At 74.8% G+C, this 19,800-nt stretch carries 18 protein-coding genes; 14 read left to right on the top strand and 4 right to left on the bottom strand.

Annotation, left to right across the window (positions count from 1 at the left end; translation table 11 throughout):
• The first annotated feature begins 460 nt into the window (after positions 1-460).
• Positions 461-673 (top strand): hypothetical protein, encoded by a 213-nt coding sequence (locus ACIRST_RS02345; RefSeq protein ID WP_350523117.1) that lies wholly within the window; start codon positions 461-463, stop codon positions 671-673.
• A 126-nt stretch (positions 674-799) separates the two neighbouring features.
• Here the strand turns inward: ACIRST_RS02345 and ACIRST_RS02340 are convergent, their stop codons facing one another.
• Both ACIRST_RS02340 and ACIRST_RS02335 read right to left on the bottom strand, forming a co-directional pair.
• Positions 800-2,794, bottom strand: a complete 1,995-nt coding sequence (locus ACIRST_RS02340) for a sensor histidine kinase (protein ID WP_402799306.1) — start codon at positions 2,792-2,794, stop codon at positions 800-802.
• A gap of 260 nt (positions 2,795-3,054) precedes the next feature.
• Positions 3,055-3,249: a hypothetical protein gene (locus tag ACIRST_RS02335; RefSeq protein WP_350523119.1), complete on the bottom strand. Its 195-nt coding sequence runs from the start codon at positions 3,247-3,249 to the stop codon at positions 3,055-3,057.
• Between the two features lie 338 nt (positions 3,250-3,587).
• On the opposite strand from ACIRST_RS02335, the gene ACIRST_RS02330 reads away from it, so the two are divergent.
• The 12 genes from ACIRST_RS02330 (at position 3,588) to ACIRST_RS02275 (ending at position 17,036) form a co-directional block, all read left to right on the top strand.
• A complete protein-coding gene (locus ACIRST_RS02330) occupies positions 3,588-4,976 on the top strand; it encodes an amidase family protein (RefSeq protein ID WP_402799302.1) in 1,389 nt (462 codons plus the stop codon).
• A 127-nt stretch (positions 4,977-5,103) separates the two neighbouring features.
• A complete protein-coding gene (locus ACIRST_RS02325; RefSeq protein ID WP_402799300.1) occupies positions 5,104-5,970 on the top strand; it encodes an alpha/beta fold hydrolase in 867 nt (288 codons plus the stop codon).
• Positions 5,971-6,100: 130 nt separating this feature from the next.
• On the top strand, positions 6,101-6,529 hold the full coding sequence (locus ACIRST_RS02320) for a hypothetical protein (protein WP_402799297.1): 429 nt from the start codon (positions 6,101-6,103) through the stop codon (positions 6,527-6,529).
• A gap of 321 nt (positions 6,530-6,850) precedes the next feature.
• Positions 6,851-7,318, top strand: a complete 468-nt coding sequence (locus ACIRST_RS02315; RefSeq protein WP_402799295.1) for an SsgA family sporulation/cell division regulator — start codon at positions 6,851-6,853, stop codon at positions 7,316-7,318.
• A gap of 185 nt (positions 7,319-7,503) precedes the next feature.
• On the top strand, positions 7,504-8,391 hold the full coding sequence (locus tag ACIRST_RS02310; RefSeq protein WP_402799292.1) for a Bax inhibitor-1/YccA family protein: 888 nt from the start codon (positions 7,504-7,506) through the stop codon (positions 8,389-8,391).
• Between the two features lie 162 nt (positions 8,392-8,553).
• Positions 8,554-9,849, top strand: a complete 1,296-nt coding sequence (locus ACIRST_RS02305; protein ID WP_402799289.1) for a cytochrome P450 — start codon at positions 8,554-8,556, stop codon at positions 9,847-9,849.
• Between the two features lie 394 nt (positions 9,850-10,243).
• The gene (gene abc-f, locus ACIRST_RS02300) at positions 10,244-11,878 is read left to right on the top strand and encodes a ribosomal protection-like ABC-F family protein (protein WP_402799286.1); all 1,635 of its coding nucleotides are present in this window, start codon (positions 10,244-10,246) and stop codon (positions 11,876-11,878) included.
• Positions 11,879-12,069: 191 nt separating this feature from the next.
• Complete coding sequence (locus tag ACIRST_RS02295) at positions 12,070-12,633, top strand: CGNR zinc finger domain-containing protein (protein ID WP_350523127.1); 564 nt, start codon at positions 12,070-12,072, stop codon at positions 12,631-12,633.
• A gap of 340 nt (positions 12,634-12,973) precedes the next feature.
• Positions 12,974-14,545 carry a DUF2079 domain-containing protein gene (locus ACIRST_RS02290; protein WP_402799282.1) on the top strand — a complete coding sequence of 524 codons (1,572 nt, stop codon included), beginning with the start codon at positions 12,974-12,976 and terminating at the stop codon, positions 14,543-14,545.
• A 98-nt stretch (positions 14,546-14,643) separates the two neighbouring features.
• Positions 14,644-15,051, top strand: a complete 408-nt coding sequence (locus tag ACIRST_RS02285; RefSeq protein ID WP_350523129.1) for a GntR family transcriptional regulator — start codon at positions 14,644-14,646, stop codon at positions 15,049-15,051.
• A gap of 18 nt (positions 15,052-15,069) precedes the next feature.
• Complete coding sequence (locus tag ACIRST_RS02280; protein ID WP_402799278.1) at positions 15,070-16,035, top strand: ABC transporter ATP-binding protein; 966 nt, start codon at positions 15,070-15,072, stop codon at positions 16,033-16,035.
• Entirely contained in the window at positions 16,032-17,036 is a 1,005-nt protein-coding gene (locus ACIRST_RS02275; RefSeq protein ID WP_402799275.1) for a hypothetical protein, read from the top strand. Before ACIRST_RS02280 ends, ACIRST_RS02275 begins: the two co-directional genes overlap by 4 nt.
• 72 nt (positions 17,037-17,108) lie before the next feature.
• Here the strand turns inward: ACIRST_RS02275 and ACIRST_RS02270 are convergent, their stop codons facing one another.
• On the bottom strand, positions 17,109-17,465 hold the full coding sequence (locus ACIRST_RS02270; protein ID WP_402799272.1) for a zinc ribbon domain-containing protein YjdM: 357 nt from the start codon (positions 17,463-17,465) through the stop codon (positions 17,109-17,111).
• 253 nt (positions 17,466-17,718) lie between these two features.
• On the opposite strand from ACIRST_RS02270, the gene ACIRST_RS02265 reads away from it, so the two are divergent.
• Positions 17,719-18,567, top strand: coding sequence for a universal stress protein (locus tag ACIRST_RS02265; protein WP_402799269.1), 849 nt, complete (start codon positions 17,719-17,721; stop codon positions 18,565-18,567).
• 33 nt (positions 18,568-18,600) lie between these two features.
• On the opposite strand, the gene ACIRST_RS02260 is transcribed toward ACIRST_RS02265, so the two are convergent.
• Complete coding sequence (locus tag ACIRST_RS02260; protein WP_396545820.1) at positions 18,601-19,689, bottom strand: hypothetical protein; 1,089 nt, start codon at positions 19,687-19,689, stop codon at positions 18,601-18,603.
• Positions 19,690-19,800 lie beyond the last annotated feature (111 nt).

Below are 19,800 nucleotides of genomic sequence, written 5' to 3'. Positions count from 1 at the left end.
CCCTGTTCGCCCGGCGCCCCGCGGACACCCGGTCGACACTCCGGCGGACAACTGGACTGCCGGTCCAGTACGGCAGCAGGCCAGAACCTGACCGCCGGTCAAGTTTATCCCGGACCGGCCCACCGGGGCGGAAAAGAGGCACCCGTGCGCCGGGGCCGCCAGCACCGGCACGGAGCCCCCGACGTCCCGACGCCGACGGAGGCCGACGTCCCGGCCCCCGTCCTGGTCGGATCGCCGCACCGGCTGGCACCGGGTGCCAACTGGCCGACTTGCGGCGAGAGTTCGCCCGGATACGCTTCGAACAGAGGCTCCCCGGTGCCCGCGCCACGAACCGTGAGCGCGCTCCCGCCCGGCGGGACCGGGACGGGACCGTCGCCCCATGCGGACGGGGCGCGACCGGCGGTGGCATGGAGGAGCAGGCCGGCACGACCGACCTGCGAAACCCACCGTGGAGGTCACCATGACCGACAGAACGGCCAGTACGGCGCTGCTGGCGGCCGGTGCCGCGGCGTTCTTCGCCGCGATCAGCGTCGCCGCGGCCGCCCGGGCGTGCAGGTGCCCGGTCGAGCACGGCGCAGGCGGCCACCGAGCGAAGCGCCGACCGCACATCGGGCACGCGCCCGGCGGCGGCGGCCCCAAGGGCCTGTGCCCCAACCCGCCGAACTGCAACTGAACCCGCCATCGATCCCCCGTCCTCGAACCCGGTCACGGATCCCGCCCCCGGAGCGCCCGTCGCGCCGGGGGCGGGGCCGGTCCGGACCGGGCCCGCGGCCGCGGCAGCCCGGCCAGGCCGCCGCGCTCAGCCGCTCGCGGGCCGGCGCGGGAGCACCGCGTGCACCCGGGTGCCGCGCCCGAGGGCGTCCACCGTGCAGCTGCCGCCGATCTCCGCGGCCCGCTCGGACATCGACCGCAGCCCCACCCCGGGGTCGGCCGGTCCGCGGCGCCCCGGGCCCTGCCCGTCGTCCTCGACGAGGAGTTCCAGGTCCCCGCCGTCCACCCGCACGGACACCGTGGCGCTGCTCGCCCGGGCGTGCCGCAGCACGTTGTTCAGGGCCTCCGCGGTGATCCGGTAGACGGCGACCTCCACGGCGGCGGGCAGCTCCGGCAGCGGGTCCGGCTCCAGGCGGGCCGTGACGGCGAGGTCGTCGCCGCTGAAGGTCTCCGCGAGCCGGCCCAGCGCCCGCGACAGCCCGTAGTCGCCCAGCGCGGTGGGGCCGAGCCGGTCGGTGATCCGCCGCACCTCCCGGACCGCCGTGGCCAGGTCGTCCGAGACCCGCGTCAGCGTGGCCGAGAACATCGCCGGGTCGTCCACCGCGGCCGCCCCCTGCAACCGCAGCCGCAGACCCGCCAGCATCGGCCCGAGTCCGTCGTGGATGTCGCGGCGCAGCTGCCGGCGCTCCTCCTCGCGGGCCGCGACGATCTGCTCGCGGCTGGCCCGCAGGTCCTCCATCAGCTGCAGCGAGGCGACGGCGGGCGCCGCCTGGTCGGCGAGCGAGCGCAGGATGTCGCGGTCGCTGCAGTCGAGGGCCCGCTGGCCCGGGCGCGGCGCGACGGTGAGCCGGCCGATCTCGGCGCCCCGGTGCACCAGGGCGAAGGCCTCGCTGTTGCCGGAGCGGTCGCCGACGGCCGCCAGCGGGCGTTCGCCGCCGCGCGTGGAGACGGTCAACGCCACACCGGAGAGCCGGAGTTCGTCACTGACCGTGGCACAGAGCACGGCGGGCACGTCCTGCGGGTCGACGGTCTGGCTGACCCGTCCGGCCAGGCTGCGCAGCACCTGGTACGGCTGGGCGCGCGCGCCGTAGTACCAGCGGTCGACGACACCCGAAGCCCAGCGCACGCCCCGGGGCAGGCCGGCCGCGAGCAGGAAGACGGCGGCGACCAGCAGCAGCGCCCCCGCACCGCGCCGGCCGGGCATCAGCATGGTGGAGAGCACGCAGGCCACCAGCACGAACACCACGACCAGCCCGGCGGCGATCAGCAGCCCGACCAGGACCCGCCGGGCCGCCCGGTCGAGCCGCCAGGAGCCGTCGCGGACGACGATCACGGCCAGGGTGAGCGTCCACAGCGCGGAGGCCACCGCGAACGCGACGTAGGAGGGGGTGCTCTGGTCGTCGAAGTAGTAGCCGAGTTCGGCGCCGCCCCACAGCAGGTAGACGCCGAGGGCGATCAGGACGTTCTGCCGGCGGCGCCGGGGCATCCCGCGGGTGCGGGCGAGCGGGACGAGGACCACCAGGACGGTCAGCACCACGAACACGACGAGCTGGGTGAGGTGCAGCCGGTCGTTGAAGGCCCGCAGCCAGCCGGCGACGGCGGTGTCGGCGAGCGGGTTGGGCCGGCCGAACACCGTGGGCTGGTAGACGTAGTAGCAGGCCTGCGGCAGCATCCACAGGGCCACGGCGCCGATCGCGAACCACCACCGGCGGCTCGGCAGCGCCCCGTCCGGCAGGAACAGCGGCAGCGCGTGCCAGAGCGTGCCGCTGACCGTGTACCCGATCGACGTCAGGACCACCACGGCCCCGACGACGCGCGGATCGTCCACCTCGACCCAGACCGGGGTCTGCGCGGCCAGCGGGACGATCAGCGCCGTGCCGTAGGCGAGCAGCACCCAGCCGAGTTGGTTCCCCGGCCGGTGGGCGTGCAGCAGCACCCCGCCGGCGACGGCGGCGAGACCGTAGCCCAGGACCGCCAGGTGGTGGACGGGCTGGGAGAGCCCGGCGGACCCCTGGTGGCTCAGGACGTAGCCGATCCACAGTCCGCCGGCCACCAGGCAGACGACGGCGCACAGCCCCGCCATGGCCAGCCGGCGCTCCGCCGGGCGGGACCGGGGCCGGGGCCGGGACCGGGGTCGCCGCCAGGCTCTCCGCGCACTCTCCGCAGCCATGAGCACCCCGTCCTCTCCGACGACCCACCGGATGCCAGAAGTCTCCTGCACCCGGTGTCCCGGGCACATGAGGCAGCGGCCCCGGCGGGGCGACGCACCCCGGACGGGCGTCCGCCGGGCGGCGGCGCGGCAGAACGGCAGGACGGCGGGACTGCGGGACTGCGGGGCGGGGGCTACGCGCCCAGGTCGACGGCCAGGCAGTTGTAGAACCTCCAGGAGCCCTCGGGGTCGTACGGGTCGCCCGCCCGGCGGCCCGGCGCCGTGTCCACCTCCTCGGTCATGTCCTCGAAGCGGATGCGCTCGGGAAGCCTCCCGTAGCGCGCGTGCCGCGCTTCGGCGGCGGGGTCGCGGGTGCGGTCCTCGTCCATGGCCACTCTCCACTTCGCCGGTCCCGGGCGGCTCCCTCGGTGCCGCCGACGACGCCACCAGCGTGCGCGCGGATCCATCACCTGTCAAGCAGGTGATGACGCGGTGGGCTCCACACCTCGCCGCCGCACACACGTGCGTGCTCCGCTCCGCCCGACCCAGGTCGACGCCGGGCCGTCGGCCCGGTCCAACGCTCCACCCGCGGCGCCCAGTTACCGGGTGGTACCGGCCTGGCGACACCGCTAGTGTCCCTTTCCGGCGTGGTCCCGGCCGGGCCGGCACTGCCCGGCCGGGGCCGCGGCGCAGCCGTTCACCCGCACCGTCACAAGGAGACACGTCCATGGTCAACCCGGACCCGACCGGCCGGGGCCGCGCGCAGGAGACGGTGGAGGCAGCGCTCGACCGCGCCGCCGCGACCGAGCACCTCAACGCGTTCATCACGCTCGACACCGAGGGAGCGCTCGCCGCCGCGGCCCGCCACGACGCCGATGGCGGGCGCGGGGCGGAGCAGCAGGGGCAGGAGGAGAAGCAGGAAGAGCCGGCCCCCTGGCGCCTCGTCATCAAGGACAACATCCACGTCGCCGGCCTGCCCAACACCGCCGGCACCCCGGCGCTCGCCGAGTTCGTCCCCGCCACGGACGCACCCGTCGTACGGGCCCTGCGCGCCGCGGGGGCGATCGTCCTCGGCAAGACGAACATGCACGAGCTGGCCCTGGGAGCCACCTCGTGCAACCACGCCTTCGGCGCCGTCGGCAACGCCACCGACCCCGCCCTCTTCGCGGGCGGCAGCAGCGGCGGCACGGCCGCGGCGGTGGCGGCGGGCGTCGCCGACGCCGGGCTCGGCACCGACACCGGCGGTTCGATCACCATCCCCGCCGCCCTCAACGGCATCTACGGCCTGCGCCCCAGCGCCGGGCGCTACCCCTCGGCGGGCGTCACGCCGTTGAGCCCCACCCGGGACACACCCGGCCCGATGGCGAACACCCTGGACCTCCTCCTGACGCTGGACACCGTCGTCACCGGCGCGACCGGGAGCCCGCAGGACCCGGGACGCCGGCTCCGGCTGGGCCTGCCGAGGCACGTGTTCACCGAGGATCTGGAGGGCCCGGTCCGGGCCGCCTGGCAGGACGCCGTCGACCGGCTGACCACCGAACGGACCACCTGGGTCCCGGTGGACACGGCGCACCTGGTCGAGCACGACTCCCGGATCGGATTCCCGCTGGTCTTCGGCGAGTTCGCCGACGCCCTCGGCCGCTACCTCGACGAGCACCGCGCCGGACTCACCCCGGCCGAGGTCCTCGACGCGGTCTCCGACCCCGTCATCGGCGACATGCTCAAGGCCACCGCCCTGCCCACCGGCCCCGGGTACCCCGGGGACGCCGCCCTCCAGGGGGCGCTCGCCCGGCGCCGCGTGATGCAGGCGGCCTACGAGGACCTGTTCACGGCCAACGGCCTGGACGCGATCCTCAGTCCCACCGTCCCGGTGTGCGCCCGGCCGCTGCACCGCTTCGAGGACTCCCTCCCCCTCAACGGGCAGGACGTGCCCACGTTCTTCACCCTGATCCGCAACACCTCCCCGGCCGCCGTCGCCGGCCTGCCCTCGGTCACGGTGCCCCTTCCGGTCACCGCGTCACCGCCCGTCGGCCTGCAGCTGATCGGGCGCCGGTGGGCCGACCGGGAGCTGCTGTCCGTGGCCGTCCGGGTCGACGCCCTGGTGCGGCGCGGGTAGCCCGCCATCGCGTCACCGCCTTGACAGGTAACGCGACGCCACGACAAACTCATCACCAGTCAAAGCGGTGACGAAGTCGGCACCAGCCGGCCCGGCCATGTCCGGAATATCCGAAAAGGGGTTTGTCGTGGCAAGCATCAAGGGTGGGCGCAAGCGGCTGATGGCGGGTGCGGTCGCAGCGGCCACGGCGGGCCTGGCGCTGTGCGCGTTCACCGCGCCCGGCTCCGCGCTCGGCGCGGGCGGCGCCGCCGGGGCCGGGGCCGACGCCTTCGGCGGCCGCGCCAAGCCGACCGTCGTCCTGGAGCACGGCGCCTTCGCCGACGGCTCCAGCTGGAACGGCGTCATCGCCGAACTCCGCGCCGACGGCTACCCCGTGGTCGCCGCGGCCAACCCGCTGCGCGGCCCCGCCTCCGACGCCGCCGCCCTGCGCACCGTCCTCGACCACATCAAGGGCCCGAAGGTCCTCGCCGGGCACTCCTACGGCGGCACCGTGATCAGCGAGGCCGCCACCGACGACCCCGACGTCAAGGCCCTCGTCTACGTGGCCGCCTTCCTGCCCGCCCCCGGCGAGACCGCCCTGGAGCTCACCAACAGGTACCCGGGCTCCACCCTCCCCGGCGCCCTGGACCCCGTCACCTACCGGCAAGGTGACGGCAGCACCGCCACCGACCTCTACATCAAGCAGGACGCGTTCCGCCACCAGTTCGCCGCCGACGTCCCGGCCGGCCGGGCCGCCCTGATGGCCGCCGAGCAGCGCCCGATCGCCCAGGCGGCCCTGGAGGAGAAGGCCACCGGCGCGGCCTGGCAGACCACGCCCAGCTGGTCCGTCGTCACCACCCAGGACCTCAACATCCCGGTCGCGGTGCAGCGTTACATGGCCGAGCGCGCCCACGCCCACACCACCGAGGTGGCCGCCTCGCACTCCGTCGCCGTCTCCCGCCCGCGCCTCGTCGCGGACGTCATCGAACAGGCCGCCCGCGCCACCGCCGGCTGACCGGCCGCCCTCCCCGCACCCGACCCCACCGCGCGGTGACCCGCAGCGGCCGCACCGGGCACCGCCGCACCCCCGCCACGGCCGGTGCATCACCGGCCCGACCAGCCACTCATCCCCGAGGAAGCCCATCATGGCAGTCGTACGGTTCCATCTCGTCTCCACGCTCTCCCCTGAGGACGTCCTGGCGGTGCTGACCGACTTCGGCCCCTCCCGGGCGCAGACCTGGCCCACGATCGACGCGAAGCACTTCGAGGTCCACGACCGGGGCGACACCTGGGCCGAGGTCACCGAGGGCACCGCAGCCGCGTGGGAGCGCGCGCGGTACGAGTGGGAGCCGGGCGGCGACACCGTCACCATCACGACGCTCGACTCCAAGCTCTTCGGGGCCGGCGGCGGCTGGGTGTTCCGGCTGACCCCCGGGGCGGAGGGCACCAGGGTCGACGTCGAGCTCACCCGGCACCCGACCACCGTCAAGGGCAGGATGCTCGCCGCGCTCCTGCCGGTGGCGGCCCCGCCGTCCCTGCGCAAGTCCTTCGCGGGGCCGTTGCGCGCCAAGTGAGCCGCGCCGCAGCCGGGTTCCGCGGGTCCGGCGCGGCGGGAGGACGACCGGAGGGGGCCGACAGCCATGTGCTGTCGGCCCCGTCGTCGTGCACACCGCTCCGGCCCTCCCCGGATCCGGCCCCGATCCGGCCGACTCCGGGGAGGGGGCAGTCAAATGACGGTGCCTCCGGCGGGGCCGACTCTGCCCGCCGCACCGCCCCGGCTTCGTGAACGCCCCGCCGCGCACCGCCCTTCGACGGTCAAGTGACCGATGCGCGGGGGCCCGCCCCCGGCGGAGAGTGAGGGCCGCACAGTCCGCACCTCGGAGGGGAACCATGCCATGCACCGTGACCGACCGCCCCTGCGGGCACACCCGACGGCCGCACACCTGCCGCCCCTGGTCCTGGACGTCGACCGGATGCTCGACGAGTTCACCCGGCTCCCCTCGCGGGCGGAGTTCCGCTTCGACCCGCGGACGCCCGCGGTGATCGCCGTCGAGTTCCTCGCGGAACGCGGCCCGAGCCTCGTCTGGCGGTTCGGCCGCGCGCTCCTGCACGGCGGACTGACGGCGATGAGCGGCTGCGGCGACGTACGGATGTGGCCGGGCCGGGCCGACGAGCAGCCGTCCTCCTGGCTGCTCCTCGAAACCCCGGAGCTGGAGGCCCTCTTCGAGCTGCCGACCGGACCGCTGGCGGCCTGGCTGGACGCCACCTACCGGATCGTCCCGGCCGAGGCGGAGCTGGAGGGCATCGACTGGGACGGCTTCCTCCACGGACTGCTCGACCACCCGGGAGCGCCGCCCGGATGAGCCCGCCGGAGACCGGCCGTGAGGATGACTTGCCCGGCCTCTACGTCACCTGCCAGAGTGGTGATACAAGGGGGGTTGTCGTCAGCCCCGGGCGCGGGCGTGCTCACACGTGCGCCTCCGCACGGTCGCTCCAGGACGACGCTCCACCGCAGGCCGCACACCCGCGGCCGACGAGGAGGATTGACGTGAAGAGCACCAACCCGGTCTTCTCCCGCTGGGGCGCCGCCCGCATCGCCGCACCGACCGAGGCATCGACGCGCCGGCCGGTCCGCACCCCGGCCGGGGGCCCACCGGCGGCCGGCCCCCGCACCGACGGAGCACACGCCGCAACGCCCGCCGTTACTCTGACGCCTGACGCCCCGACGGTTCCGCCGGCCGCCCCGGCCGCCCCCGCGATGACCCTGGACGACGTGGTCGTGCGCACCGCGACGACGCTCGGCACCGTGGTGCTGACCGCGGTACTCTCCTGGCTCCTCCTGCCCGTCGACGAGGCGGACCTCGGCCGCTCGTACGGGATCGCCCTGGGCGCCGCCGCCGTCGCGTTCGCCCTCGCGATGCTCCAGGCCGTCCGGCGGCTGCCGTCCCCGGCCCTGATCCTCGGGTACGCGGCGTTCGAGGGCGTGTTCCTCGGCGTGATCTCCGGCGCGACCTCGACCTACTTCGCCCCGGGTGTGGTCGTCCAGACCGTCCTCGGCACCTTCGCCGTGTCGGCGGCCGTGCTGGTCGCGCACCGGATGCGCTGGGTCCGGGTCACCCGCCGGTTCACCGGCTTCCTCGCCACCGCCGCGGCCGGCTTCCTCCTGCTGCTCCTCGCCGACCTGCTCTTCTCCGCCCTCGGCGTGGGCCACGACCTCGGCGTCCACCGCGGCGTCCTCGGCCTGCTGTTCGGCGCCGTCGGCGTCCTGCTCGGCGCGGGCTTCCTCACCCTGGACCTCCGGCAGGTGGAGGACGCCCTCGCCGAGGGCGTCCCCCGCGAGCAGGCGTGGCTCGCGGCCTTCGGCCTCACCACGACGCTGGTGTGGATCTACCTGGAGGTGCTGCAGGTCCTCACCGTCCTGGACGGCGACGACTGAGCTTCCCCGACGCCGGAGGGGCATGCGCAGCACGCGCATGCCCCTCCGGCGCGTCCGCGCCCGCACACCCACCTGCCGACCTGCCGACCGACCACCCACCGGCCCGAACACCGACCACACCGACCAGACCGACCCGAACACCGAGCGATCAGGAGACACCTCATGGACACCGACGAGCCCTGCCCGTACCGGGACGGCCGAGTGGTCCTCGATCCCGCCTTCAAGGCGGACGCCCCCGCCCGCTACGCCGCGCTCCGGGAGCTCGGCCCCGTCCACCCCGCCGAGTTCCAACCCGGCCTGACCGGCTGGCTGGTCGTCGGCCACGACCTGGCCCGCGAGGCGCTGACCCACCCGGCCCTGCTCAAGGACGCCACCCCCGCCGCCGGGGCGCTGGCCGCGGCCGGCTTCGTCCTGCACGAGCCCTCGGTCGGACTCGGCGCGCAGATGCTGGAGGCCGACCCGCCCGAGCACACCCGGCTGCGCCGCCTGGCCGCGACCGCCTTCACCCCGCGCCGGACGGCCGCGCTGGCGCCGCGCATCGAACAGATCGCCCACGCGCTGATCGACCGGATGCCGCCGTCCGGTGTGATCGACCTGGTCGAGGCGTTCAACGCCCCGCTGCCGGCCACCGTCATCGCCGAACTCCTCGGGATCCCGCCGGAACACCACCGGGACTTCCGCCGCTGGTCGGGGCAGGCGCTGCAGGTGACCTCGCCCGAACACCGCGGGGCGCTGGCCGCCCTGCACGCGCTGCTGGCCACCCTGGTCGCGGACAAGCGCCGCCGCCCGCAGGACGACCTGCTCTCCGCACTGGTCGCCGTCCGCGACTCGCCGGGCGACCACGGAGCCGGCCCGAAGAGCGGCCTGGAGAGACACCCGGGCAGCGGATCGGAGGACGGCCGGCTGTCCGAGGAGGAGCTGGTGGGCACCGCCCTGATGCTGGTCGTCGCGGGCCACGAGAGCACGGTGAACCTGCTCGGCAACGCGGTGCTCGCCCTGCTGCAACACCCCGACCAGCTGCGCCTGTTGCGCGAGCGGCCGGAGCTGGTACCGGGCGCGGTGGAGGAGTTCCTGCGCCACGACACCTCGGTCGAGCGCTCCACGAACCGCTACGCCGCGGAGGACCTCGACCTGGGCGGGGTGTCGATCCCCCGGGGGAGCCTGGTCGCGGTCGCCCTCGGCTCCGCCGGACACGACGCCCCGCAGGCCGACGGCGGGGGCGACCCGGCCGGCCTCGACGTGGCCCGGCCCGCCGCCCGTCACCTGGCCTTCGGGCACGGCGTCCACTACTGCCTCGGCGCCCCGCTCGCCCGGTTGGAGGCCACCGTCGCCCTACGCACCCTGCTGGCGCGCGTGCCGGAGCTGGACCTGGCCGTCCCGGTGGACTCGCTCGACTGGATCGGCTCCGGAATCATCCGCGGCGTGCGGTCCCTCCCGGTGCGCTACCGCGTCGGCTGACACCCGGCCGGCGCCACCCGCGCACCCGCCCGGCGCACCCCCGGGCGACCGGAACGCGAAGGGCCCGAAGGCCGACAGGTCGGGGCCGTCCCTGCCGGTGATCCGCCCCACCGCGGCGGTCAACGCGCCGACGCGGAGGGGCCGGTGGAAAACGGCGGCGGCCTTCGCGGAACAACCTGCTACGCTGCGCGTGACCTGACGTTCGTGTGATCGAGGAGTGGCAGACATGGCGGGTGACGACGACATCTCCGGGTGAGATCCGGATCTGACGGCCACCGGCCGGCGCACCGGAAGCGCCGCCGCCGAAGTGGTCGGCTTCGTCGTACCCCTTTCCCGTGTCTGCCCAGGGCAGCGCTCCAGAGCCCTGCCCTCACCCCCTTTCGAGGTCACCTCCATGTCCGACGCCGCCGTCGTCTGCTCGAACCTCTCCTTCGCCTGGCCGGACGACACCCCGGTCTTCCACGACCTGTCCTTCACCGTGCCTGCCGGCCGGACCGGCCTGGTCGCCCCCAACGGCTCCGGCAAGAGCACCCTGCTCAAGCTGATCGCCGGTCAACTCACCCCCAGCACCGGCTCGGTGACGGTCAGTGGCACCCTCGGCTACCTCAGCCAGAGCCTCCCCCTGACCGGGGCCCTCACCGTCGCCGAGGTGCTCGACGTCGCCGCGGTCATCAGCGCCATCGACGCCGTGGAGTCCGGCGACGTCGACGAGCGGCACTTCACCACCATCGGCGACGACTGGGACATCGAGGAGCGCACCCGCGCCCAGCTCGACCGGCTCGGCCTGGGCCATCTCGACCTGGACCGCAGCCTGAGCACGCTCAGCGGCGGCCAGATCGTCTCGCTCGGCCTCGCCGCCCAGCTCCTCAAGCGCCCCGACGTCCTGCTGCTCGACGAGCCCACCAACAACCTCGACCTGGCCGCCCGGCGCAAGCTCCACGACGTGCTGGCGGACTTCAACGGCTGCCTGCTGCTGGTCAGCCACGACCGCGCGCTGCTCGATCGCATGCAGGGCATCGCCGAACTCGACGGCGGCGAACTTCGCTACTACGGCGGCGACTTCACCGAGTACGAGGAGGCCGTGCGGGCCGAGCAGGAAGCCGCCGAGAAGAACGTCCGCAACGCCGAGCAGGAGCTGAAGCGGGAGAAGCGGGAGATGCAGCAGGCCCGCGAACGCGCCGAGCGCCGGGCGAGCAACGCCGCCCGCAACCTCAAGAACGCCGGTTTGCCCCGTATCTTCGCGGGGAACATGAAGCGCGGCGCCCAGGAGTCGGCGGGCCGGTCCGGCCAGGTGCACGCGACCCGCGTCAGCGAGGCCAGGGCCCGGCTCGACGAGGCCGGCCGCGCCCTGCGCGACGAACAGCGGCTGTCCCTGGAACTGCCCGACACCCAGGTGCCCGCCGGGCGCAACCTGTTTCTCGGCGAAGGGCTGCAGGTCCGCCACGGCGGCCGGGCCGTGTTCGCCGACGGCGGTGTCGACCTGAACGTCCGTGGCCCCGAGCGCATCGCGCTCACCGGGCCCAACGGCGCGGGCAAGTCGACCCTGCTGCGCCTGATCACCGGCGAACTCTCCCCGGACGACGGGCTGATCACCCGCAACGACGGCCGGATCGCCTACCTCTCGCAGCGGCTGGACCTGCTCGACCAGGAGCGCACCGTGGCGGAGAACTTCGCCGCCTTCGCGCCCGAGCGGCCCGAGGCGGAGCGGATGAACCTGCTCGCCCGCTTCCTGTTCCGCGGCGCCCGGGCGCACCTGCCCGTGCGGGTGCTCTCCGGTGGGGAGCGGCTGCGCGCCACCCTCGCCTGCGTGCTGTGCGCCGATCCGGCCCCGCAGCTGCTGCTGCTCGACGAGCCGACCAACAACCTCGACCTGGTCAGCGCAGGGCAGTTGGAGAGCGCGCTCAACGCCTACCGGGGCGCGTTCCTGGTGGTCAGCCACGACGAGCGGTTCCTCGCCGAGATCGGGGTGAACCGCTGGCTGCGGCTGGCCGACGGCACGCTGCAGGAGACCGGGGCCCCCGCGGTGTGAACCGCCGGCGCGTGGTCCGGCCCGCGTCCGGGGCTTCGCGCCCGGCGGGCCGACCACCGCGGGAGCCGGACGGGCGGTGCACACAGCCGTAGCCGCGTCCCCTCACACCCGGCCGGTGCGCGCAGCCGTGGGCGCTGCCCGCGCACCGGCCGGTCCTTGCACCCCTGACAGTCACCTGTCAGAATGGTGATGTGAACCTTGACCATGTCTTCGTGTGCGGGCACCCGGCCCTCGACTTCGCCGCGACCCTCCGCGCGCGGCGGTCGACCCGGTTCGAGATGTTCGTGACGCCCGAGCGGCTGAACGCCTGGTACCTGGACTGCGGACTCGTGGACACCATCACGCCCGGCGACGAGCAGGACGTCCGGGAGGCACAGACCGTACGCGAGGCCGTCTACCGGCTCGTCACCAACCGCCTCGCCGAGGAGGACTTCGACCGCGAGGCGCTCGCCGTGCTCAACGCCGCCGCACGCAGGACCCCCGTGACGCCGCAGCTCACAGTGGCCGGCCGGCACAACGAGGCGACACCCGGACAGGCCCTGGCCACCGTCGCGCGGCACGCCGTCGAACTGCTCAGCGGTCCGGACGTCCCCCTGCTGAAGGAGTGCGGCAACCCGGAGTGCACGCGGATCTACATCGACCGCTCCCGGGGCATGCGCCGCCAGTGGTGCGGCATGGAGTCCTGCGGCAACAAGATCAAGGCCGCCGCCTACCGCGCCCGGAAGAAGACCTCGCCCGCCATGGGCGCGCACTGACCGCACCGGCCGACATGTTCCGGTGACGGCACCGGGCAGGACTCCTCGACCGTGGATCCGGGCGGGCCGGCTGACCCGTCGACCACCGGCCACGGCCCCCGGCATTACCGTCACCTGTGGTGCCGCGCACCTGTCAGGGGCGTGACGTCGGAACACATTGCCATCACCGGTCGAGATGGTGACTCCACCGCGACAGGCGTGCATCACCAGTCAAGATGGTGATGCACGTCCGCTTCTGCACACCGCCCGGCACCACCCGGCCTCGCCCGGGCCGAGCTTGACGCCCGCTCAGCCTTCCATCACCCTTCCACTAATCGAATAGTGAAAGGGTTCAATGCCGATGCCCCTGGCCCCCTCCCCGCACAGCCCACCCCAGCCCCCGCCCCCACCTCAGCCGCGGCCCCAGCCGCCGGCGGCCCCGTCCGGCCACCCCGCCCGCACCCCGCGCCTGTCGCGCCACCCCGCCGCACTGGCCTGGGGCCTGGCCGCGGTCTTCGCCGCGCTCTACGTCTGCGTCGCCGCCAACCGGCACCGCCGCGGCCTCACCAAGGCCTACGACCTGGGGATCTTCGAACAGGCCATCCGGGCGTACGCGCACCTGCGGGCGCCGATCGTGCCGCTCAAGGGGCCCGGGTACCACCTGCTCGGAGACCACTTCCACCCGCTGATCGCCACCCTCGCCCCCGCGTACCGGGCCTTCCCGACGCCGCTCACCCTCGTGGTCGCCCAGGCGCTGCTCATGGCACTGGCCGTCGTCCCGCTGACCCGCTGGGCCCACGAGGTGGCCGGGCCGCGGGTGGCTCTGGTGGTCGGCTGCGTCACCGGGGCCTCCTGGGGGATCGTCAGGGCCGCGGCCGACGACTTCCACGAGATCGCGTTCGCCGTCCCGCTGCTCGCCTTCGCCGCCACCGCGCTCGGCCGGCGCCGCCCGCTGGCCGCCGCGCTCTGGTCGCTGCCGCTGCTGCTGGTCAAGGAGGACCTGGGCCTGACCGTCGCCGCCGTCGGCCTGCTGATCGCCTGGCAGGCCCGGCAGGCCGCCGGCACCCCGCTGCCCGGTCTCGCCCTCGCCGCCGTCGGCCTCGCCGCGACCGCGGTGACCGTGCTCGTGGTGCTGCCCGCGTTCAACTCCGGCGGAGGCTTCGACTACTGGCAGCAGCTGGACGGCGGCGGGCAGTCCGCGCCGTGGGCGCTGCCGCTGCGCCTCCTGTGGCCGCCGGTCAAGTGGCTGCTGCTGTTCCTGCTCGCCGCCACGGCCGGCTTCCTCGGCCTGCGCTCTCCGCTCTTCCTGCTCTGCGTGCCCACCCTTGCCTGGCGGCTGCTGTCCGCCAACCCGCACTACTGGGGCGTCAGTTACCACTACAGCGCGGTGCTGATGCCGATCGCGGTCGCCGCCCTGGTCGACGCCCTCGCCCGCTCCCGGGACCGGCACCCGACCGTCGGCCAGGCCACAACCGTCGGCGCGACCGCGAGCGAGGCCACAACCGTCGGCGGGGCCGCAACCAGGCCCGCCCCGCTCCCCCGCCGCGCCCGGCGCGCACTGCTCGTCAGCGCCCTGGTGACGGTCGTGACGCTGCCGCTCTACCCGCTGCACGAGGTGGTGATGCCGGAGGCCTGGCGCACCTCGCCGCGGCTCACCGAGACCCGGGCGATGCTCCGGCTGATACCGGACGACGCCACGGTGGCCGCCTCCAACCGCCTGGCGGCCCAGCTCACCGACCGGACGGAGGTCACCCTGGTGTGCCGGGAGCCCGCCCGGCCCGGTCCGGAGTGGGTGGTCGTCGATCTGCTCGATCCGAGCGTGCGGGCCCCGTGCGCCGTCGCCGACACCGCCCGCATGCTGACGGTCTACCAGGAGTCGGGCTACCGGCGATTGGTCGACCGGGACGGCCTGCTGCTGCTCAAACGCCCCTGACCGGGCCGTTCGTCCCACCCCTCCCCCGGTTCGGCTTGACCCGCGCGCCGCAGTGGGCCACCATTCCACTATTGAACTAGTGAAAGGCCGGAACGCCGGTGATCGAGTACCGCATCGAGCGGCGCAGCGGCGTCTCCACCTACCAGCAGATCGTCCAGCAGACCAAACAGGCCCTGCGGCTCGGGCTGCTGCAGCCCGGGGACAAGCTGCCGACCGCCCGTGAGGTGGTGGAGCTGACCGCGATCAACCCCAACACCGTGCTGAAGGCCTACCGCGAACTCGAACGCGAGGGGCTGGTCGAGCCCCGGCCTGGGCTCGGCACCTTCGTCCGGCGGTCACTCGCCCGGCCGGAGGCGGCGGCCGACGGTCCGCTGCGCGCGGACCTGGTCGGCTGGGTGGACCGGGCCCGGGAGGCGGGCCTGGAGCGCGAGGACATCGCCGCGCTGATGGCCTCCGTCCTGGAGCAGCGTTTCGACACCGGGGTCTCCCCGGCAACACCGAACTGAGAACAGTGGGGGGACCGGGTGGAAGACCCGACGACCATGACGCCCGCGCTGGAGGCCGTCGGCCTCGGCAGGCGGTACCGGGGTGACTGGGCCCTGCGCGACTGCGACTTCACCGTCCCGACCGGGCGGATCTGCGGCGTGGTGGGCCCCAACGGAGCCGGCAAGAGCACCCTGCTCTCCCTCGCTGCCCGACAACTAGCCCCCACTGAGGGCGAGTTGCGAGTGTTCGGCGAGGCCGCCGGCACACCGGAGCAGCGGGCCCGGGTCGCGTACGTGGCCCAGGACAAGCCGCTCTATCCGGGCCTCAGCGTCGCCGAGACGCTGCGGATGGGCCGTGAGCTCAATCCGGTCTGGGACCAGGAGACGGCCCAACGCATCGTCGACCAGGGCGAGTTGCGGCCCAAGGCGCGGATCGGCTCGCTCTCCGGCGGGCAGCGCACCCGGGTCTGCCTGGCGCTCGCCCTCGGCAAGATCCCCGACCTGCTGCTGCTCGACGAGCCGATGGCCGACCTCGACCCGCTCGCCCGCCACCAGCTCATGGGCACCCTGATGTCCGCGGCCGCCGAACGCGGCACCACCATCGTGGTCTCCTCGCACATCCTCCCCGAGCTGGAGGGCGTCATCGACCACCTGCTGCTCGTCCAGCGCGGAGGGATCCGACTCGCCGGCGACCTGGAGGAGATCCTGGACGGGCACCAGCTGGTCACCGGGCCGGCCGGGTCCGCCGCGCTCCCGGCCGACCTGGTCGTCGAGCAGCGCGTCGGCGGACGCCGGGCCACCGCGCTGGTGCGCACCGGTGAGCCGCTGGACGGTCCGTGGGAGGGCGAGCGGCCGGGCCTGGAGGAGCTGCTGCTCGGCTACCTCCGCGCACCGGTCGACGGGCACCCCACCACCGAGCGCCCGGCCGACGGGAACCTCGCCACGAGGCACGCGAACGACGAGCACGCGAACGACGAGCACACGAACGACGGGGCCGCCGCATGAGCACGAACGTCCTGCCCGACCGCGCCACCGTACCGGCGAGCCGCCACCCCGCCGCCCCCGGGCTGCGCGGGATGCTCTGGCTGACGACCCGTCAAAGCCGGGCGGTGCTGTGGACCTTGGCGGCAGTGCTGGTCCTGGCGGCGGCCGACCTCCTCTGGATCCACCTCGCCAGCCGGCACACCATCGGCGTCCTGCGGCGCACCGGTTGCTACAGCCCCTCGACCTGGTCCGGCACCCGGTGCTGGACGCTGCTCTCGCCGATCGACCGGCCGAACTACTGGTTCGTCCGGATACTCCAGCCCGCGGTCACCGCCGTCCCGCTGCTGATCGGCGTCTTCGTCGGCGCGCCGCTGCTGGCCCAGGAGTACGAGCGCGGCACCATCCGGCTGATCCGCGCGCAGTCCGTCAGCCCGGTGCGCTGGCTGGCCGCCCGGCTCGCGGTGCCCGGCCTCGCGGTGCTGGTCTTCAGCGGCGCGCTCGCCTCCCTGATGACCTGGGTGTGGTGGACGGACATCGTGCACGGGCCGGTCGCCTTCGACCCGCCGTTCCAGTTCTTCACCTACCCGGCCCTCGGGGTCGCGCCGATCGCCTGGTCGCTGTTCGCGCTGGCGCTGGGTGTCCTGGTCGGCCGGCTGGTGCGCCGGACGCTGCCCGCGATGTTCCTCACCGGCGCGCTGGTCGCGGGCGCCCACGGCCTGATGAGCCTGGTCCGCCCGTACTTCCACCCGATCGTCGAGACGGTGGTCCCGATGGACGCCGGACATTCCTTCATCGGGCAGCCCACCAACGCGTGGCTGGTCGAGCGCGGTTCCGTCCTGGCCGACGGCAGCCGCATCTCCGACGACACCTGCCAGTCCTCCCCCTGCGACGGGGCCACCGCCGTCTGGCTCCGCTACCACCCGGCCGACCACCTCGTGCCGGTCCAGCTCGTCGAGGCCGGCATCCTACTGGCGCTCACCGCGGTCGCCCTGCTGGTCGTGTTCCGCCGGATCCGCGCCTGAGGCTCGTCCTCCGGCCCCGCCGGAGGACGAGCCTCAGGTCCACGAGAACGAGCCGAGGCCCGCGAAGGCCGCTCAGGCCTTCTTGACCACGCTGGACTTGAGCTGCATGGCGCCGAAGCCCTCGATGCGGCAGTCGATGTCGTGGCCGTCGACCCCGTCGACCAGGCGGATGTTGCGCACCTTGGTGCCGGCCTTGATGCCGGAGGCGCTGCCCTTCACCTTCAGGGCCTTGACGACGGTCACGGTGTCGCCGTCGTTCAGCACGTTGCCGACCGAGTCCTTGACCACCCGCTCCCCGCCCCCGGCGGCAGCCGCGCCGACGTCGGCGGGCGCCCACTCGTGGCCGCACTCCGGGCAGACCATGAGGGCGTCCATCTCATAGGTGTACTCGCCGCCGCACTGCGGGCACGCGGGAAGGTTGTCGCTCATGTGATCAGGATATCCGCTCACCCGAGGGGCGTTTCCGCTGCTCAGCCGGTACGGGCGGGCGGCGGCACCGCTCCGCCGGGGCGAGGCCGGCACCCGGCGGAACGCCCCGGGAGGCGCCGGCCGCGTCCACTGCCGATACTGGGGCGGCACCCGGGCCCGCCGGGCACCGAGCCCGGGGCCGCGGGGCACCGCACCCGGGCGGCCGGGCCCCGCCCCCGCCGCCCCGATCCAGCGCGGAACCGAGGAGGACGCCATGACCGGATCCGTGGTCGTCGGCTTCGACGGCTCGCCGGAGAGCCTGGCCGCCGCCGAGTGGGCCGCCCGTGAGGCGCAGCGCCGGGGCCTGCCGCTCCGGATCCTCCAGGCGTGGCCGCTGCCGAAGCGGGACGTGGTCGGCAGCGACGAGAGCTACCGGCACGTCCGGTCGCAACTCGCCGCCCGCGAGGCCGCCCTGCGCGCCCTGGCGCCCGGGGTGGAGGTCTCCTCCGCGACCGAGTCCGCCGCGCCCGCCGAGGCGCTGGAGGCCGCCGCCGGGAGCGCCGCCGTGCTGGTGCTCGGCTCACGCGGGCTGGGCACCGTCCGCGGCTTCCTGGTCGGCTCGGTGAGCCAGGAGGTGCTGCGCCGGGCCGCCTGCCCGGTGGTGCTCGTCCGGGCGGGCGAGGAGGAGCCGGACGGCCCGGTGACGGTGGGCCTCGATCTGGCGCACCCGGCCGATCCGGTGCTGGCCTTCGCGTTCGAGGCCGCCGCGCTCCGCTCGGCGCCGTTGCGCGTGGTGCACGTCTGGTCCCCGCCGGCCGGCAGCGAGCACATGTCCTACGGCGCGATCGGCGGGCTGGAGGGCGAGGTGTCCGGCGACGAGCGGGCCGACCTCTCGGAGGCGCTGGAGTCCTGGCGGGCCCGGCACCCCGAGGTGGCCGTGACGGCCGACCTGGTCCGGGGCAGGCCCGCGGTCGAGCTCGTGGACGCGGCGGCGACGGCCCGGCTGCTCGTGGTCGGCCGCCGCAGTCACCACCGGCCGCTGCGTCACCACCACCTGGGCCCGGTCGCGCACGCCGCGATCCACCACGTCCACTGCCCGGTCGCGGTCGTCCCGTACGGCTGACCGGCCGGATGGAGTGGCGGCCGTCGCGGCCCGTCAGCCGAGGTCGGCGCCTCCGCGCCCGAAGCAGGGGTAGCCGGGCAGCGGGTCCACCCGCCAGCCGTCGGCGACCTCGCGGAGCAGGCGCCGCATCGTCTCCGTGAACGCGGGGAGCCCGTCCAGCCGCGCCGCCGTCTCCCAGCGGTGCCTGAGCACCTGGCGCCGGGTCGGCACCGGCCGCCGGGTGCGGTGCATCGGGCCGTCCTCGGCGGTGCGCGGCAGCAGCCCCAGGGTGGCGTGCACCGTCCACACGGCCACCGCCCGCCGCATCCCGTCCTCCCACACCGCGTCCTCGGCCAGCGCCGGGTACACCGGGACGACCTCGGCCCGGTACGCCGCCTCGATCCGCCGGGCGAGCCCGTCCGGCAGCGCGAACACGCACCAGCACGAGGAGAACGGCATCCGGCAGTAGGCGGCGGTCAGGAACACCGACTGGAAGTCGGCGGCCTCGAAGTCGAGCAGCCGGAGCCCGTCCGGGGTGAGCAGGTTGTTGTCCGGGCAGGTGTCCCCCGGGGTGAAGGCCGGGTACTCCTCCCCGCCCGCCGTGCCGATCCGCGCGAGCTCCGCTCCGAGGCCGTCCGGTACGGCGACGCCGGCCGCCTCCAGCACGCCGGGCAGGGCGGCGGCGGCGCGGGCGATCCACGGGTCCTCCGCCCAGGTGGGCGTGCCCGTGTCGTACCGCGCCCACAGCCGGGTGAGGTCGGCGCGGCGGTCCACCGAGCGGGCCGCCAGCCGGCCGAGCCCGACCGCCCAGGCCAGCAGGCCCTCCTCGGCGGCCTTGGGGTCGTCCCCGAGCAGCAGGTCGGCGAGCGTCGGCGCGTCCCCGAGGTCCGCCAGGACGAGCAGCGGCACCTCGCGGTCCACCCCGAGCACCTCCGGGCCGGCCAGGCCGAGCGCGAGCCCGGCCGCTTCGGCGGTGAAGCCGCGCAGGGCGTCCCGCCCGCCGGTGTAGGCCTTGACGACGACGCTTCGCCCCTCCGCCGTCCGGCAGCGCAGCACGGTGGTGCGGGTGCTCCCGCCCAGGTCGACGGGATCGGACAACCGGGTGGCCAGGAGGCGTTCGGCGGCACGCGTGATCTCGTTCACCCGGGCATCCTGTCACCCGGGCGCCCGCTGCCGGGCCGCTTCCGTCGAACGCCCGCCGTCATACGTTTGACCCCACGGCCCGACCCCACGGCCCGACCCCGCTACCCGACC

This window comes from Kitasatospora sp. NPDC101447 (assembly GCF_044767225.1).
In the GTDB taxonomy this organism is placed as follows: domain Bacteria; phylum Actinomycetota; class Actinomycetes; order Streptomycetales; family Streptomycetaceae; genus Kitasatospora.
The sequence above is the reverse complement of the archived record's forward strand: the minus strand, read 5'-3'. Positions and strand labels throughout refer to the sequence as shown.

What these genes read in the sequence shown, in the direction of transcription:
- ACIRST_RS02305 (WP_402799289.1), top strand. Translation starts at nt 8,554, where the DNA reads ATGGACACCGACGAGCCCTGCCCGTACCGGGACGGCCGAGTGGTCCTC.
- ACIRST_RS02315 (WP_402799295.1), top strand. Translation starts at nt 6,851, where the DNA reads ATGCACCGTGACCGACCGCCCCTGCGGGCACACCCGACGGCCGCACAC.
- ACIRST_RS02345 (WP_350523117.1), top strand. Translation starts at nt 461, where the DNA reads ATGACCGACAGAACGGCCAGTACGGCGCTGCTGGCGGCCGGTGCCGCG.
- ACIRST_RS02275 (WP_402799275.1), top strand. Translation starts at nt 16,032, where the DNA reads ATGAGCACGAACGTCCTGCCCGACCGCGCCACCGTACCGGCGAGCCGC.
- ACIRST_RS02270 (WP_402799272.1), bottom strand. Translation starts at nt 17,465, where the DNA reads ATGAGCGACAACCTTCCCGCGTGCCCGCAGTGCGGCGGCGAGTACACC.
- ACIRST_RS02330 (WP_402799302.1), top strand. Translation starts at nt 3,588, where the DNA reads ATGGTCAACCCGGACCCGACCGGCCGGGGCCGCGCGCAGGAGACGGTG.
- ACIRST_RS02320 (WP_402799297.1), top strand. Translation starts at nt 6,101, where the DNA reads ATGGCAGTCGTACGGTTCCATCTCGTCTCCACGCTCTCCCCTGAGGAC.
- ACIRST_RS02340 (WP_402799306.1), bottom strand. Translation starts at nt 2,794, where the DNA reads ATGGCGGGGCTGTGCGCCGTCGTCTGCCTGGTGGCCGGCGGACTGTGG.
- ACIRST_RS02290 (WP_402799282.1), top strand. Translation starts at nt 12,974, where the DNA reads ATGCCCCTGGCCCCCTCCCCGCACAGCCCACCCCAGCCCCCGCCCCCA.
- ACIRST_RS02265 (WP_402799269.1), top strand. Translation starts at nt 17,719, where the DNA reads ATGACCGGATCCGTGGTCGTCGGCTTCGACGGCTCGCCGGAGAGCCTG.
- abc-f (WP_402799286.1), top strand. Translation starts at nt 10,244, where the DNA reads ATGTCCGACGCCGCCGTCGTCTGCTCGAACCTCTCCTTCGCCTGGCCG.
- ACIRST_RS02335 (WP_350523119.1), bottom strand. Translation starts at nt 3,249, where the DNA reads ATGGACGAGGACCGCACCCGCGACCCCGCCGCCGAAGCGCGGCACGCG.